Source organism: Salipiger sp. IMCC34102, from assembly GCF_004145405.1.
Taxonomy (GTDB): Bacteria; Pseudomonadota; Alphaproteobacteria; order Rhodobacterales; family Rhodobacteraceae; genus Loktanella.
Genome location: NZ_SELQ01000011.1, coordinates 61,070 through 75,530, shown reverse-complemented (window position 1 = coordinate 75,530; position 14,461 = coordinate 61,070). Strand labels below are relative to the sequence as shown.

Below are 14,461 nucleotides of genomic sequence, written 5' to 3'. Positions count from 1 at the left end.
GTGACGTCGAGGCGCAGGTCCTGGCCCGCGCGATCCACGCGCATATCCACGGGCGGGTCTTCCTCAACGGCAACAAGACGGTCGTCTTCCCGGCCTCGCCGGGTTCCTACGCGTCGGAACGGATGGGCTGATCACGCGCGCTCCTTGCTGGACCGACCGCGGCACCTGTGCCAGTTTCGGGGGCACAGGTGCGGGCGGCGTTCCTCCAAGGGAGCGCGAAGGCGTCTCAAGGCCCCGGTTTGGGCTTAGGTCGATGGACGAGGCCGCTTTTCGTCCATACCGTCGCCTGGCGTTCGAAACGGCGTCGACGCTCTTGGCAGCGACAGGAGGCCCCCGGTGGCACTGAAGGATCTTTTCAACGTCCGCGCGCCCGCTCTGGCCCCCGTGGGGCGGCGGCTTGCGATCTGCGCGGTGCTATGGGGCTGGACGCTGTTCGAGCTTGCGGCGGGAAACCTTGGCTGGGCCGTGATCACCGGTGCCGCGGCGGCGTTCTGCACCGTCGAGTTCTTCATCCTGTTCGATCCCGACAACTACAGGGATCCCGACGACGGTTGATGCGCCGCAAACCTCAATGCACCCCTGGCCAAGGTCGCGGGATCGATCCCGAACCGGCCTGCAGGCATGGCTTCGGTTTAGGGCAATTGGCGTTGCGGACCAAAGGCGGTCACCGATTGCGGCGACGGCACCGCCACCTCCGCAAGTTGTGAAGCCCCGACGCTGGTCTCCGGCGGTGGTGGCTCCAGTTCAGGGACATGATCGAACGTAGAACCCTGCTCCTGTCCGCTTCCGCCGCCTTGGCCACGCCCTCTATCCTGCGGGCGCAACCGGCCGACGCATTGCGCTCCGCCATTGCTCCGATGTCGCAGCTTCACTCCGTGTCGGTGCGTCGGGGGGGCGAGACGATCTTTGCCGAAGCCCCGCGCGGGCCGGGGCTGGACCGGCTTGCCAACATCAAGTCCTGTTCGAAAAGCATCGTGGCGCTGCTCTTGGGCGCGGCGATCGACCGCGGCGACGTGTCCGGTGTCGAGGCCCGGCTTGGCGATGTCGCCCCGCAACTCGTGCCCGCCTCCGCCGCCCCGGCGGTCGCGGGTATCACGATGGAGGACCTCGTGAGCCTGCGCGCGGGGCTGGAGCGGACCTCCGGTGGCAATTACGGCGCCTGGGTCAGTTCGTCCAACTGGGTGGCCGACGCGCTGTCGCGTCCGCTGGTGGCAGAGCCGGGTGGACGGATGCTCTATTCCACCGGCTCCACCCATGTCCTCGGGGCCGCGTTGAGCGTCGCCACCGGGCAAAGCCTTCTGACACAGGCGCGCGACCGCCTCGGCGCGCCACTGGACATCGAGATTCCGCCCTGGACCCGCGATCCGCAAGGCAATTACCTGGGCGGGAACGAGATGGCCTTGCGTCCGACCGCGATGCTGAAGGTCGCCACCCTGCTGCGCGACCGCGGGCGCTTCGAGGGGGAGCAGGTGATTTCGCAGTCCTGGATCGAGGCCTCGACAACGCCGCGGGCGCGCTCGCCCTACTCGGGTCTGTCCTACGGATACGGCTGGTTCCTGTCGCCCTCGGGCTATGCGCTTGGGCGCGGCTACGGCGGGCAGATCATCGCGGCGCACCGCGAGGCGGACCTCGCTGTCGCGATCACGTCGGATCCCAACCTGCCTGCGCGGTCCCAAGGATATTTCGGTCAGCTGATGGACCTTCTCGACGGGCCGATCCTGGCGATGGCCGCTTGAGAACGCAGCCGCCGCAAGGTCATTCCGAGGGCAGTTCCTCTTCGAGAGCCGTGATCAATTCATTGGACACGAAGGGCTTTTGCACACGGCGATAGTCGCCGAACGTCTCGGGGAAGCTTTCGGACAAGGTGGTGTAGCCGGTCAGGAACATGAAGGGCAGGGACCGCCGCGCCAGTTCCTCGGCCACCGGCAGGCTGGTGCCGTGCCGCCCGAGGTTCACATCCAGAAGGGCGAAGTCCGGCGGGACGTCCTCCAGCGCAGTCAAGGCACCCTCGACGCTACCGTGTGGGCCGATGACATCGTACCCGGCCTCTTCGAGCGTGGCTGCGATGTCGAGCGCGATCAGGCGCTCGTCTTCGAGAACGAGAATGCGTTTCATGCGGTCTCCAACCGAGGGTCGCTGAACTTGATTTCGACCACCAGGCCGTCCGGGGCGTATTCCACCGCCACCTGGCCACCTAGATCGCTGGCAAGGACATCTTCGATCATCACGCTGCCGAAACCCTTGGTCTTCGGCGGGGCGCTGATCTTGGGGCCGCCTCGTTCGACCCAGCGGATCGTCACATGGCGGGTATCGTCGCGATCATCCACCCGGGTCTGCACGTCGATCCGGCCGCCATCGGCCGAGATCGCGCCGTACTTGGCGGAATTCGTCGTCAGCTCATGCGTGGCCATGCCAAGGGCCATGGCCTGCTGCGGGCTCAACAGAAGGTCCGGTCCGGTCAGGTTCAGCAGGTCGCCATCCTTGCCTTCGTAGGGTCGCAAGTCCTTGCGCAGGACGTCGAACAGGCTGACCTCGCGCCAGTCGGCGTCGGTCAGAAGGTCGTGGGTGCGCGATATGGCGGCCAAGCGTTCCAGGAAGCGTCGACGGAATTCCTGCGGGCTGTCGCCGGGGCGAGACAGCATCTTGGCCACCGCCGAGATGGTGGCCAGCGTGTTCTTCACCCGGTGCTGCAATTCGCCCAGCAGGATCTTCTGGCGGCTGTTCTGCTGGCGAATCTCCTCGACCATCTTGGCCTGTTCGGTGACTTCGCGCACACAGACGCCGACGGCGAAGACTTCGCCGTTGGACCGCACGGGATAGAAATCGCCGATCCAGTAGCGCGTTGCGCCGGGGCTGGCCGGGGTCTGGCCAGAAATCTCGATGCCCAGGACGGGCTCTCCCGTCTCGAAGACCCGGTCGAAGATGCCTTCCACGATCTCGGCGATGTCTGGCAAAAGCTGATCGTGGTTCTTGCCCTGGTGTTCCTGGACCGAGTAGCCGTTGATCGCGGCCAGCGTCTCGTTGATCCGAAGCCATTCGTAGGAGCGATTGACCAGCGCCAAGCCGACCGGGGTGGTGTCGTAGAGGTTCTCGAGCTCGCCGTACTGCCGGGCCAGATCCTCTTCGTTGCGGCGCAGGGTTTCCTCGAAATTCTTGCGGCTGGTGATGTCGACGAAGGACAGGACGTAGCCGTCGATCAGGTTTTCCGTGGTGCGGTAGGGCTTGACCCGAAGCAGGAACGTCTCGCCCGAGGCCTTCACCTGGACCTCGCGTTCGAGAGGCTGCAACGTCTCGTCGACCTGCCGCGCGTCGTCGTGAAGCGACGGGTAATCCACCCGCCAGGACAGATCCAGGATCGGTCGCCCGATGTCGCGGGCCCGGATACCGAAGAGGTCCGACGTGGCAGGGGTGAAGTTGCGCACGCAGAAGTTCCGGTCGAGGAACAGCACCGCGATGTCGGTGCTTTCGAACAGGTTCTTGAGGTCGCTGTTCGCGCGCGTCAGCTGGCGATTGTTCTCCTGCAGCTCGGCGTTGACCGTTTCGAGCTCCTCGTTGATCGACTGCAATTCCTCGCGCGAGGTCTCAAGTTCCTCGTTGGAGCTTTGCAACTCCTCGTTCATCGACAAGAGCTCTTCGTTCGAGCTTTTCAGTTCCTGCCCGGAGGTCTCGTACTCCTGCAGGGCCGCGCTCAACTGGCGGCGGAGACTAAAATTCTCGGTCTCGAGCATGTCGCGGTCTGCCTGCTCGCGGCGTTCGACGGCCTGGCTCAACGACCCCGTCTCGATGCGCCTGACCGTGTCGAGCGACAGAAGGTAATGCTGCGATTCGTCCTGCAGGGGGCTCACGCTGATATCGTAGGATGTCAGCTTGTCATCGCGTTCGACGAGGACGTCCTGCATCCTCGCGATCCGGCCGCTCTCCACCGCCTCGGCAAGGGCCGAACGCACCGGTACGCGCAATTCGCGAACGAGGTAGGCGTCTATGGCATTCGATGGCGTCCCGGGGGCCGGGCGGACGAAATCGGCCATGCGCTGGGATAGGAACTCGATGTTGCCGTCTTCGCTGATCAGCGCGAAGGGGGCGGCGTGCTGGCGCAGGAACTCACGCTCGGCCAGCACGTCCAGCGCGACCTCGGAGGCGTGAGAGGGCGAAAAGCCCGCCTCGGCCAGTCGGGACGGGCTGGAACTGCGCACCTTGGGGACGGGGTCGCGCAAGGCGGAATAGCGGGTCTGTGCGTCGGAATTGCGTTTGAAGATCTTGTTCTTCTTGTCCACCACGTCGAAGAGCTTGTCCTCCCCCGCGATGTTCTCGGACGGGCCGAGGAACAGGTGCCCCCCGTCGCGCAGCGAGAAGTGGAACCGCGGGATCACCTGTGACTGCAGCTGGGCGGAGAGGTAGATCATCAGGTTGCGGCACGAAATCAGATCGAGCCGCGAGAAGGGCGGGTCCTGAACCAGGTTATGTGGGGCGAAAACGCAGGATTCGCGCAAGGTGGAAATCGCCCGGTAGCGTCCGTTGCTGGCGGTGAAGAACCGTTCCCGACGTTCCTTGCCCAGGGCTTCGACCGCGGGAGTCGAGAAGTTGCCGTGGCGCGCGTTGACCAGGGCCGGCATGTCGATGTCGGTGCCGAAGACCTGCAGGACATGATGGCGATCCTGGCGATCCATCTCTTCCATGAAGAGCATGGCGATGGAATAGACCTCCTCGCCGGTGGAACAGCCCGGAACCCAGATGCGGATATTGCGCTGGTCGCGGGCGACGAGCGGCGCGATCACCCGTTCGCGCAGCTGCTCGAAGGCCTCCGCGTCGCGAAAGAATTGCGTCACGCCGATCAGAAATTCCTGCGCCAGAAGCTCGGCCTGCTGCTGGTCGTCCTTCAGAATGCTCAGGAAACGTTTGACCGATTCGACCCGCAACAACGACATGCGCCGTTCGATCCTGCGCACCAGCGTGCCCGGCTTGTAGCTGGAAAAGTCGTTGCCCGAGACCTCGGACAGGCGTTCGGCGATGGTCTCGAGGCTGGCCTCGACGTCGTGGCGCAGCCTTTCGCGCAATCTCTCGTTTCGAAGATTGCCGCGGTGGGCCATGATGTCCTGCAACCGCCCCGGAATATCCCCCACGGGCAGCACGAAATCGACCAGCCCGGTGGCGACGGCGCTGTCGGGCATGCCCGGAAAACGTGCGCCCTGGCTTTCCTGCACCAGCGCGAAGCCACCGCCGGCCTTCACCCGCTTCACCCCGTCGGCGCCGTCGGACCCGGTGCCCGACAGGACGACGCAATAGGCGTCCCGCCCCTTGGTCTGGGCGAGCGAGGAAAAGAAGTGGTCGATGGGCCGGTGCAGGTGTTCGGAGGTGTCGCGCTCGGTCAGGTGGAAATGATCGTCCTGCAGCTCCAGCAAGTGGCCCGGCGGCACGATGTAGATGTGGTTCGCCGTGACTTCTTCGCCGGACTTGATCTGCGAAACCGGCAACCGCGCGTTCGGCTGCAGCAACTGATCCATGATGGAGTTCTGATCCGGGGAGAGGTGCTGGACGATCACGTAGCACGCGCCGGTGTCGGGCGAGAGACGGGACACGAATTCCGTCAGCGCCTGCAGCCCGCCCGCGGAGGCACCTATTCCGACGACGGGTTGGGTAGGTGCGGCAAAATCACCTGTCATAGTAACGCAAACTTCCCGACGTCATTCCCCCGCAATCCGCAGGCGAATTTCTAACATTATGGTAACATGACCTATTCGACGGGAAACACTTTTCAAGAATCGGGTCGGTCAAATGCGGGAAATCCGGACATGAGCGCAACATTGGACACGATCGTCATCGGAGGATCGGCCGGCAGTTTCACCGCGCTGAAGACGATTCTTCCCGATCTGGATCGAAGCTTTCCGGCGACCATCCTGATCTGCCAGCACATTGGCGGCCATGGAGAGACGCGGGCCATCGACCTTCTTCAGAACCTGACGGATCTGCCGTTGCGACAAGCCTTCGACGGCATGTCGGTAGAGCCGGGCTGCGCGATCTTTGCCCCGCCTGACCGGCACATGATGCTGGGTGCGGGGCACCTGCACCTCAGGCGCGGTCCGCACGAGAACAACTTTCGCCCGGCCATCGATCCGCTGTTTCGCTCCGTGGCCGTCTATCGCGGCTCCCGCGCGGTGGGTCTGATCCTGTCGGGCCTGATGGATGACGGCGCGGCGGGGGCGCGGGCGCTCTATCGCACCGGAGGGCGTATCCTCGTGCAGGAGCCGTTGGAGGCAGAGTTCCCAGACATGCCCAATGCGGCGAAACTGGCCGTCCCCGCGGCCGAGCCGGTGCCGCTCGACCGGATCGCGGCGCGCCTGATCGACCTCGCGGGCGCGAAGGCCGAGGCGCCGGGCAAGGTGCCTTGGGACATCGGGGTCGAGTTGAAGATTTCCAGCCTGGAGGCCGCGAGCATGAAGAACGAGGACCGCCTGGGCGAACTCTCGCCCTACAACTGCCCGCACTGCAACGGTGTCCTGTGGGAGATCGAGGATGGGCCGCTGATTCGGTACCGCTGCCACACGGGCCATGCCTATACCATCGACGCCCTGGGCGAGGCGCAGGAGGATGCCATGGACCGCGGCCTGTTCGACGCGCTGCGCGCCCATCGGGGCCGCGCCGCCCTGATCCAGAAGATGGCCGACAACCGCAGCGACACGAAGGGCTCCGGCTTCCTCGAACGTCGCGCGGCGGCCGTGCATGAGGATGCCGACATGATCGAGGAGATCATCAAGCGCCGTCACGAGACTCGCGCAGGCCAGTCCGACCCCGACCGCCCGATGCAGTGACCGGGGCAGGGGGCGGGTGGTACGCGGCCCCCTCCGCCGGACCGGGGAACGTGGCGGCGATCCGCTTCAGTCGAACCTGTTCACCGGGACCTTCAGGTAGTGATGACCGTCGTCCTCTGCCGGGGGCAGGCGGCCGCCGCGCAGGTTGATCTGCAAGGCGGCCATGATGCGCATCGGCAAGGCCAGCGTCGCGTCCCTGGTCTGGCGGCGGTCGATGTAGTCCGCGCGATCCGCCCCTCTTGCCACGTGGATGTTCTGTGCGAGATGAGCGTCGACGGTCGCTTCCCAGGCAGGCTCCCGGCGGTTTTTCGTGCCGTAATCGTGGCCCACGAACAGCCGCGTATCGCCGGGCAAGGCCAGGATGGCCTGGATGCTGTCCCACAACTCCGCGGTGTCGCCGCCCGGGAAGTCCGAGCGCGATGTGCCGGCATCCGGCTGCATCAGGGTATCATGGGTGAAGGCCGCGTCGCCGCAGATGTAGGTGATCGAGCCCAGGGTATGCCCGGGCGACAGCATGACCTGCACGCTCAATTCACCGATCTGGAAAGTCGCACCTTCTTCGAACAGGTGGTCGAAATCGCGACCGGGATCGAAGGCGTACGGGGTGTTGTAGAGATCCGCCCAGATCCGCGCGATCTCTGGCACGCGGGCGCCGATGGCATTGGGCGCCCCGGTCCGGGCCTTCAGCTGTGCCGAGGCCATGACGTGGTCCGCATGGGGATGGGTGTCCAGCACCCACTGGACGCTCAGCCCCTCGGTCCGGACGAGATCCAGCACCTGGTCCATGCTCTCGGCCGAGAAGCGGTAGTTCTTGGGGTCGAAGTTCCAGACCACGTCGATCAACGCCGCCTGTTTCGTCGCGGGATCGGCGCAGATGTACTGGATCGATCCGGTGTCCGGCTCGTAGATGCCCCACACGTCGGGGCTGCCGGGCCCGGTCGAGGCCGATTTGCGCACCACGGGAGTGTTCAGGGGGTCGGTCATCACGCGGCTCCTTTCGCGGATCGGGTCAGGTCATCCGGAACGTGGCGCGCCAACCACATGCCGCCCAGCATGAACGGCAGGAAAACGAGCGTGCCGGCGGCCGCCATTGGGAGGGCGGTCAATGCGGGACCGGGGCAGAAGCCGCCAAGCCCCCAGCCCACGCCGAAAAGGGTGGCCCCCGACAGAAGGCGTGCATCGATGTCCCGGCGGGTGGGAATGCGGAACGTGGTGTCGAACCAGGGCCGCACCCTCCCGCGCCGCAGCAGAGCGAGGCCCGGCGCGGTGACCGCGATCGCACCGCCCATGACCAGCGCGAGGCTTGGATCCCATCGACCGAAGACATCCAGGAAATTGAGCACCTTGGCGGGATCCGACATCCCCGACAGGATGAGGCCCAGCCCGAAGAGGATGCCCGACAGAAGGGCGAAAAGCTGTTTCACTGAGTTATCCTCCAATCCCGTGGCGGAGCAAGTAGACGGTCACGAAGGCTGCCGCCATGAAGGTCGCCGTCGCCACGATCGATCGCCCCGACCCGCGGCTGATCCCGCAGACGCCGTGGCCGGACGTGCACCCGTTCCCGAGTACCGCGCCGAACCCTACCAGACCCCCTGCCACGGCCATCTGCGCCAGGTTGGAGGGCACCCACTGCTGCGGGAAGCCGCCCGCCACCAGCGCCCAGAGCGGCATCGCCAGCACGAGGCCCAGCACGAAAAGCGCCGAGACGCCCCGCGCCTCACCATCCGTACCGCGGGCGAAGACGCGCGAGGTCAGGCCGCTGATGCCTGCGATCCGCCCGTTGCTGGCCATCAGCAAAACCGCCGCCGCGCCGATCATCAAACCGCCTGCGAGCGAGGCCCAGGGCGTGAATTCGGTTTCCAAGCCATCTTCCTTCGTGACCGGCCCGACCGGCGGGCTTGTGATACATGCAAAATTCTATATATAAGAAATACGGAATATTCAACAGGTAGAATATGGCGGAAATCGACGATCTGCTCGACGGCGATATCGCGGGGGCTGCGGCGCTCATGGGCATGTTGGCGTCCGAGGCGCGGCTGCAGATCCTGTGCCGCTTGCTGGCGGGCGAACGCTCGGTCGGTGACCTGGCTCGGGCCTGCGATCTTCCGCAGCCTGCGATGTCGCAACAGCTCAAACGGTTGAAGGAAGCGGACCTCGTGACCGGCCGCCGGGACGGTCAGACGATCTATTACTCGATCCACGGGACCGAGATCGAAGAAGTCCTGCACACCCTGCACAAGCTCTACTGCGCGCGCCCCGGCGATGATACGCCATGAGCTTGAGCCTGCGCGGAACATAGGTCAGCCTCGCGCATTTTAGTCCATCGCGTCGAAGAGGATACCCGATGGCCGCGCCGAAGATCTGCGTCGTTTTCAACCCCGCCTCGGGGCGGAAGTCCGAGGACCCCGAGACCGAGGCGCTCATCGCCCGCATCCGCGCCGACGAACGGATGGAACTGCGGGCGCTCGACGATCCCGGGGCGCTGGATCGCGTCGTCGAAAAGGCGCTGAAGGACGGTTTCGAGACCATCGTCGCGGCAGGTGGCGACGGGACCATCGCGGGCGTGACGTCCGGCCTCCTTGGCCACGACGTCACCCTTGGCATGTTGCCCATGGGGACGTTCAACTTCATGGCGCGTTCACTGGGCATTCCCCAGGACTTCGATGCAGCACTCGACGTCATCCTGGACGGTGACACCGGCACGATGACGGTCGGCACGGTGAACGACCGTGTCTTCGTCAACAATTCGAGCCTTGGTGCCTATGCCGCCGTCCTCGACGTCCGGGAGGGCACCTATCGCCGTTGGGGGCGCAGCCGCCTGGCGGCCTACTGGTCGGTGATCGTGGCGATGCTGACGATCTACCGTCCGCTGCGGATGAAGATCACGGTGGATGGCGAAAGCTGGCGTGTCCGTTCGCCCATGGCCTTCGTGGCCAGCAGTGCCTACCAACTCGAACAATACGCCTTCGAAGGTGCCGATGCCGTGCGGGAGGGCAACCTTGCGCTGATCCTCGCCCCCGACAGCAACCGGCTGCAACTGCTCTGGCGCGCGATCAAGATCCTGATCGGCGGCATCCACCGGGGCGAGGATTACACCCTGCACACCGGGCGGGAGATCCTGATCGAGACCCGTCGCGGCAATCGACTCGTCGCCCGCGACGGCGAACGCGAATCGATGCCCGGGCCTTACCGTTTCTCGGTCGTACCCGATGCCATACGGGTGAAGGTGCCCAAACCGCACCAGCGCGGGGACACGCAATAATGCGCCTCGTCCTGCTGACCGATCTGCATTTCGGCCGGGCCAGCCCCGACCTCGTGGACCCGCTGCTGGCCAGCGTGGCCGAGGCCGATCCGGACCTCGTGACCATCGCGGGGGATTTCGTCCAGCGCGCGAATGCCGACCAGTTCCGGATGGCGCGCGATTTCGTCGACCGGCTGACGCACCCGTGGATCGCGGTGCCGGGCAACCACGACATCCCGCTCTACAACCTCGTGGGGCGGGCGTTGAATCCGCGCCGGGCCTACCGCAAATGGATCGCGCAAGAGACGGCCCCGGTCTACGAGACCGACGCCGCCGTGATCATAGGTCTCGACACGACCCATCGGTGGAGCCATCAGCGCGGGTTGATCCGCCCGAGACAGATCGCCCGCGTGTGCGAGACGATCCGCGAGAAGGGTCATGACAAGCAGATTGTGGTCATGGCGCATCACCCTTTCCACCAGTCGCCCGATGTCGAGAAGAAGGTGATGAAGCACGCCGCCCGCGCCCTGCGCGAATGGGCCGACTGCGGCCCGCACGTCATCCTGTCGGGCCATCTGCACCAGTGGACGGTCGAGCCGTTCCTGGCCGAGAAAATGCGCTCCATGACCCTGCAGGTTCACTGCGGGACCGGGCTGTCGACGCGTCTGCGGGGCGATCCGAACGAATTCGCGATCCTCGATATCGAAGGCGACACCTTCAGCGCCTGCCGCATGGTCGCCGATCCCGACACCAAGACCTACGGCGCCAGAAGCCAGGCGCGCTACCGCCGGGATGCGGACGGCTGGCATGCGCTCGATTGAGACCACGCCATGCCGGGCTTCTTCCGGGCGCGGGATACAACCTGAGGTGGGCGTGGAACAGGTGAAGGGGCCGGGTGTTGTCCTGCATCCCTGACCCGACCCGGATACCAGACCCATGACCGACGCCCCGAAGATCCCCCCGCAGCATCAGAACTCGATGCCGGCCGACGAACACAAGATGGATCCCGCACCCGATTACGCGCCGCGCCATCCCGGCGTCGGCAAGCTGAAGGGCAAGGTCGCCCTCATCACCGGTGGCGACAGCGGCATCGGCCGCGCCGTGGCGGTGCTGTTCGCCCGTGAAGGCGCACGCGTGGCCATCGCCTATTTCGACGAGGACAAGGACGCCGAGGACACCCGTAAGCTGGTCGAGGAAGAAGGCTCCGAGGCGCTGCTGATCCCCGGTGATCTGGGTGTCAAGTCCCACGCCACCGACGCGGTCGAGAAGACCGTTTCGCATTTCGGTCAGCTTGACATCCTGATCAACAATGCCGCGATGCAGTGGATCGACGAAGACCTGCCGGAGCTGTCCGAAGAGCGTCTGCGCCGCATGATGGACAGCAACATCCTGGCGCAGTTCTTCGTCACGCAAGCCGCCCTGCCGCACCTCAAGGAGGGGGACGCGATCGTGAACACGACTTCCGTCAACGCCTTCAAGGGCAACGACACACTGATCGCCTATTCCACCTCGCGCGGGGCGACGTTGGCCTTCAGCCGCTCGATGGCGTCGAACCTGCTGGAGCGCGGCATCCGCGTGAACGCCGTGGCGCCCGGCCCGGTCTGGACGCCGTTCATCCCAGGCTCCATGCCCGCCGAGATGGTCGAGGACTTCGGCTCCGGCGCGCCGATGGGCCGTGCCGGCCAGCCGTGGGAAATCGCGACGGCCTACCTGTTCCTCGCCTCCAGCGACGGCAGCTACTTCACTGGTCAGACCCTGCATCCCAACGGCGGCATGATCGTCAACGCCTGATCCGCTTGGATCATCCGGCGGCGGCACCTCAGGCGGTGTCGTCGTCGGCTTCCGCCTCGGTCGCTTCCAGCAGGAACTGCAGGATCGACTCGCCCGTGTAGGGTTTCTTGACGACCGGGGCCTCGGGGTATTCGCCCAGGATGCTCTTCACGTCGCCGTATCCCGTCGCAAGGACGAAGGGGATGCCAAGCTCGCGCATCCGTTCGGCCACCGGGAGGGAGGTCTGCCGCCCGAGGTTCACGTCCAGAAGCGCGAAGTCGATGGTTTCGTTCGACAGGACCGTCAGGGCCTCCTCGACCGAGCTGGCCTGGTGGACCCGCGTCGCGCCGTGCAGCATCATGAAATCGGTCGCATCCATGGCGATGATCAGGTTGTCCTCGACCACCAATCCGACACCGGACAACTTTGCCATGTCGTTGCGCGACGGACCCGTCGTCTCTGATTCGTCCGGCGCGTCATCGAGCGGGTGGCTGATGTAGTCCGCGGGGATCGTGATGTCGGCCTCGAAGCCGGCCAGCTTGTAGCGCGTGCGCACGGCACCGCCCAGCTCGAAGGGCACGGTGCGGTCGATGATCGTGGAGCCGAAGCCCCGCCGCGTCGGCGCCTTCACCGGCGGGCCGCCGCGCTCGCGCCAGGTGATCTGAAGATCGCCGTCGGGCCGGATGTCGTAGTTCAGATTGACGGTGCCCGAACTGTCGGTCAGCGCGCCGTACTTGGCCGAATTGGTCACCAGCTCGTGGATCACCAGCGCCATGGTCGAGAATGCCTCCGCCGCCAGCATCGGGCGGTCGCCGGTCTGGATCAGGCGGTCCTTCTCGCCGCCCAGGAAGGCGTTCGCCTCCACCGAGACCAGTTCGCGCAGCGAGGTCGGTCCCCATTCCTGCCGGGTCAGCTGGTCGTGGGCCCGGGCCAGCGACTGGATCCGCCCGTCGAGCACGCGGGTGTAGCTGGCAAAGTCGGTCGCGGCACTCTTGCCCTGACTGACCAGTCCCTGGATCAGATTGAGGATGTTGCGGACCCGGTGGTTCAGTTCCGCGATCAGCAGCTCCTGCTTCTCGGCCGCGGTCCGGCGTTCGAGGTCGGCCTCGTCGGTCAGTTTCAGAACGATCTCGATCAAGGAGACCCGTAACACTTCGGCCGCGCGGACCTCGGCCGGGAGCCAAGGCGTCGACGTGTTGCGAACCTCTTCGGTGTAGGCCTCGAAGCTCTTGCGCGGGGTCAGGCGGACGCCGTTGGGGCCAAGTTCGACCGATTTTTCGGGATTGCCGGCCCAGCGGATACTGTGCGCAATCTCGCGACGGAAAAAGACGATGTAGTCCCGCGGCGCGCGCGAGATCGGCACGGCCAGCACGCCCGCGATCCGGTCGGCCAGGACGTCCGCCTTGGGGAAGGCCGATTGGATGCTCGACGTGTGAAAGATCTCGCTGCCCGGTGACGTGTTCAGGAAACGCGACAATGCGCGGAATTCATCGGCCGTGGGGGCGGCGCCCTGCGACAGGTAGCGGCCTTCGGAATAGATCGCGATTCCGTCGCTGGGAATGATCTGCGACAGCTCCTCGGCCACGACGTCGAAATTCTCGTAGAGCTTGCCGCCGGACGACAGGCGCACCATCAACCGATCATGCAACTCCCGCGATCGGCGCTCGCCGTCGCGCACTTCCAGGTCGATCTTGCGCTCGAGTTCGTAGGAGAGGAACTGGGCGAACAACTCGATCGCGGTGCGGCGTTCGTAATCGACGTAATGCGGTTCGGAATGGTGGCAGGCGATCAGGCCCCAGAGGGAGTCGCCCTTCAGGATCGAGACCGACATGGAGGCCTTGACCCCAATGTTGCGCAGATATTCCAGGTGGATCGGGGAGACCGCCCGCGTGACCGCCAGCGACAGGTCGAGCGGCACGCCCTTGGTGTTTGTCTGCGGCACCAGTTCGGAGGTTTCGTCGTCGACGTCCGATATCAGGCGCAGCAGGTTGCGGGTGTAGAGTGCCCGGGCCTGCTTGGGGATGTCGCTGGCCGGGTAGCGCAGCCCGAAATAGGACGCCATGTCCGGCGCACAGCGCTCCGCGATGACCTCGCCAGAGCCATCGGGGGAAAAACGGTAGACCATGATCCGGTCGAAGCCTGACAGGACCTGCATGCTCATGGCGGCTTCCTTTGCCGCCTCCTCGATGGTGGCCCGACGCTTGATGCGGGCCATCAGCGGTTGCACAAGCGCCAGGTCGTCGCGGGGTTCCGTCGCGGGCTTGGGTTCGAACTCGAAGACGTAGGACGATCCGCCGGAGACGTGGATCGAGACGTCGAACAGGCGCCCATCCTTCAGGACGTCGTAGCCGAACAGCCGCGCGACACCGCCGCCCGACGCGCTGACCTGCACTTTCGAGCGCAGATCGTGGACCGTCTTTTCCGGCAGAAGGCCGATCAGCCGTTCCCCCACGACCTCCGCCGGGTCGAGGCCCAGGATTTCGAGGCAGTTGAGGGACATGTGATTGACGAGCAGATCGGTCGAGGTCGACACGAGGCACCCGTAGGACTGAACCCGTCCCAGAAGGTGGATCGGCTCCCGGTCGCAATTCGTCAAATCGACGGTTTGCCCGTTCGAGGCGTTTCTATCGGCCTGATCCATGCG

The 14,461-nt window shown here is 65.3% G+C and carries 13 protein-coding genes and 1 pseudogene; 8 read left to right on the top strand and 6 right to left on the bottom strand.

From position 1 onward, the window contains the following. From purU to EU805_RS16200, 3 genes and pseudogenes are all read left to right on the top strand, one after another. Positions 1 to 131 (top strand): annotated as a pseudogene (gene purU, locus EU805_RS17775) (formyltetrahydrofolate deformylase); the annotation flags it as partial. Positions 132 to 336: 205 nt separating this feature from the next. After that, on the top strand, positions 337 to 555 hold the full coding sequence (locus EU805_RS16205; RefSeq protein ID WP_129765031.1) for a hypothetical protein: 219 nt from the start codon (positions 337 to 339) through the stop codon (positions 553 to 555). Between the two features lie 197 nt (positions 556 to 752). Next, positions 753 to 1,736, top strand: a complete 984-nt coding sequence (locus EU805_RS16200) for a serine hydrolase (protein ID WP_129765030.1) — start codon at positions 753 to 755, stop codon at positions 1,734 to 1,736. A gap of 19 nt (positions 1,737 to 1,755) precedes the next feature. Here EU805_RS16200 and EU805_RS16195 read toward each other — a convergent pair whose 3' ends face one another. After that, entirely contained in the window at positions 1,756 to 2,115 is a 360-nt protein-coding gene (locus tag EU805_RS16195; protein ID WP_129765029.1) for a response regulator, read from the bottom strand. Beyond that, the gene (locus EU805_RS16190) at positions 2,112 to 5,660 is read right to left on the bottom strand and encodes a chemotaxis protein CheB (RefSeq protein ID WP_129765028.1); all 3,549 of its coding nucleotides are present in this window, start codon (positions 5,658 to 5,660) and stop codon (positions 2,112 to 2,114) included. The genes EU805_RS16195 and EU805_RS16190 overlap by 4 nt, the downstream gene beginning before the upstream one ends. Before the next feature lie 129 nt (positions 5,661 to 5,789). On the opposite strand from EU805_RS16190, the gene EU805_RS16185 reads away from it, so the two are divergent. Beyond that, positions 5,790 to 6,806: a chemotaxis protein CheB gene (locus EU805_RS16185; protein ID WP_165351999.1), complete on the top strand. Its 1,017-nt coding sequence runs from the start codon at positions 5,790 to 5,792 to the stop codon at positions 6,804 to 6,806. A gap of 66 nt (positions 6,807 to 6,872) precedes the next feature. Here EU805_RS16185 and EU805_RS16180 read toward each other — a convergent pair whose 3' ends face one another. From EU805_RS16180 to EU805_RS16170, 3 genes are read right to left on the bottom strand one after another with little or no spacing between them, the layout of a single operon-like run. Further along, the gene (locus tag EU805_RS16180; RefSeq protein WP_129765026.1) at positions 6,873 to 7,790 is read right to left on the bottom strand and encodes an MBL fold metallo-hydrolase; all 918 of its coding nucleotides are present in this window, start codon (positions 7,788 to 7,790) and stop codon (positions 6,873 to 6,875) included. Continuing rightward, positions 7,790 to 8,230 (bottom strand): DUF6691 family protein, encoded by a 441-nt coding sequence (locus EU805_RS16175; protein WP_129765025.1) that lies wholly within the window; start codon positions 8,228 to 8,230, stop codon positions 7,790 to 7,792. Before EU805_RS16175 ends, EU805_RS16180 begins: the two co-directional genes overlap by 1 nt. Positions 8,231 to 8,234: 4 nt before the next feature. Continuing rightward, a complete protein-coding gene (locus EU805_RS16170; protein ID WP_129765024.1) occupies positions 8,235 to 8,669 on the bottom strand; it encodes a YeeE/YedE family protein in 435 nt (144 codons plus the stop codon). Between the two features lie 92 nt (positions 8,670 to 8,761). On the opposite strand from EU805_RS16170, the gene EU805_RS16165 reads away from it, so the two are divergent. The 4 genes from EU805_RS16165 (at position 8,762) to EU805_RS16150 (ending at position 11,838) form a co-directional block, all read left to right on the top strand. Beyond that, a complete protein-coding gene (locus tag EU805_RS16165; RefSeq protein ID WP_129765023.1) occupies positions 8,762 to 9,082 on the top strand; it encodes a metalloregulator ArsR/SmtB family transcription factor in 321 nt (106 codons plus the stop codon). 68 nt (positions 9,083 to 9,150) lie between these two features. Further along, the gene (locus EU805_RS16160) at positions 9,151 to 10,068 is read left to right on the top strand and encodes a diacylglycerol kinase family protein (protein ID WP_129765022.1); all 918 of its coding nucleotides are present in this window, start codon (positions 9,151 to 9,153) and stop codon (positions 10,066 to 10,068) included. Continuing rightward, positions 10,068 to 10,868 (top strand): metallophosphoesterase, encoded by an 801-nt coding sequence (locus EU805_RS16155; RefSeq protein WP_129765021.1) that lies wholly within the window; start codon positions 10,068 to 10,070, stop codon positions 10,866 to 10,868. Before EU805_RS16160 ends, EU805_RS16155 begins: the two co-directional genes overlap by 1 nt. Before the next feature lie 115 nt (positions 10,869 to 10,983). Continuing rightward, positions 10,984 to 11,838, top strand: coding sequence for an SDR family oxidoreductase (locus EU805_RS16150; RefSeq protein WP_129765020.1), 855 nt, complete (start codon positions 10,984 to 10,986; stop codon positions 11,836 to 11,838). Positions 11,839 to 11,866: 28 nt separating this feature from the next. Here the strand turns inward: EU805_RS16150 and EU805_RS16145 are convergent, their stop codons facing one another. Next, positions 11,867 to 14,458 (bottom strand): HWE histidine kinase domain-containing protein, encoded by a 2,592-nt coding sequence (locus EU805_RS16145; protein WP_129765019.1) that lies wholly within the window; start codon positions 14,456 to 14,458, stop codon positions 11,867 to 11,869. Positions 14,459 to 14,461 lie beyond the last annotated feature (3 nt).

Coding starts and splice junctions, on each gene's coding strand:
- EU805_RS16195 (WP_129765029.1), bottom strand. CDS start 2,115: ATGAAACGCATTCTCGTTCTCGAAGACGAGCGCCTGATCGCGCTCGAC.
- EU805_RS16200 (WP_129765030.1), top strand. CDS start 753: ATGATCGAACGTAGAACCCTGCTCCTGTCCGCTTCCGCCGCCTTGGCC.
- EU805_RS16150 (WP_129765020.1), top strand. CDS start 10,984: ATGACCGACGCCCCGAAGATCCCCCCGCAGCATCAGAACTCGATGCCG.
- EU805_RS16155 (WP_129765021.1), top strand. CDS start 10,068: ATGCGCCTCGTCCTGCTGACCGATCTGCATTTCGGCCGGGCCAGCCCC.
- EU805_RS16180 (WP_129765026.1), bottom strand. CDS start 7,790: ATGACCGACCCCCTGAACACTCCCGTGGTGCGCAAATCGGCCTCGACC.
- EU805_RS16190 (WP_129765028.1), bottom strand. CDS start 5,660: ATGACAGGTGATTTTGCCGCACCTACCCAACCCGTCGTCGGAATAGGT.
- EU805_RS16160 (WP_129765022.1), top strand. CDS start 9,151: ATGGCCGCGCCGAAGATCTGCGTCGTTTTCAACCCCGCCTCGGGGCGG.
- EU805_RS16185 (WP_165351999.1), top strand. CDS start 5,790: ATGAGCGCAACATTGGACACGATCGTCATCGGAGGATCGGCCGGCAGT.
- EU805_RS16145 (WP_129765019.1), bottom strand. CDS start 14,458: ATGGATCAGGCCGATAGAAACGCCTCGAACGGGCAAACCGTCGATTTG.
- EU805_RS16165 (WP_129765023.1), top strand. CDS start 8,762: ATGGCGGAAATCGACGATCTGCTCGACGGCGATATCGCGGGGGCTGCG.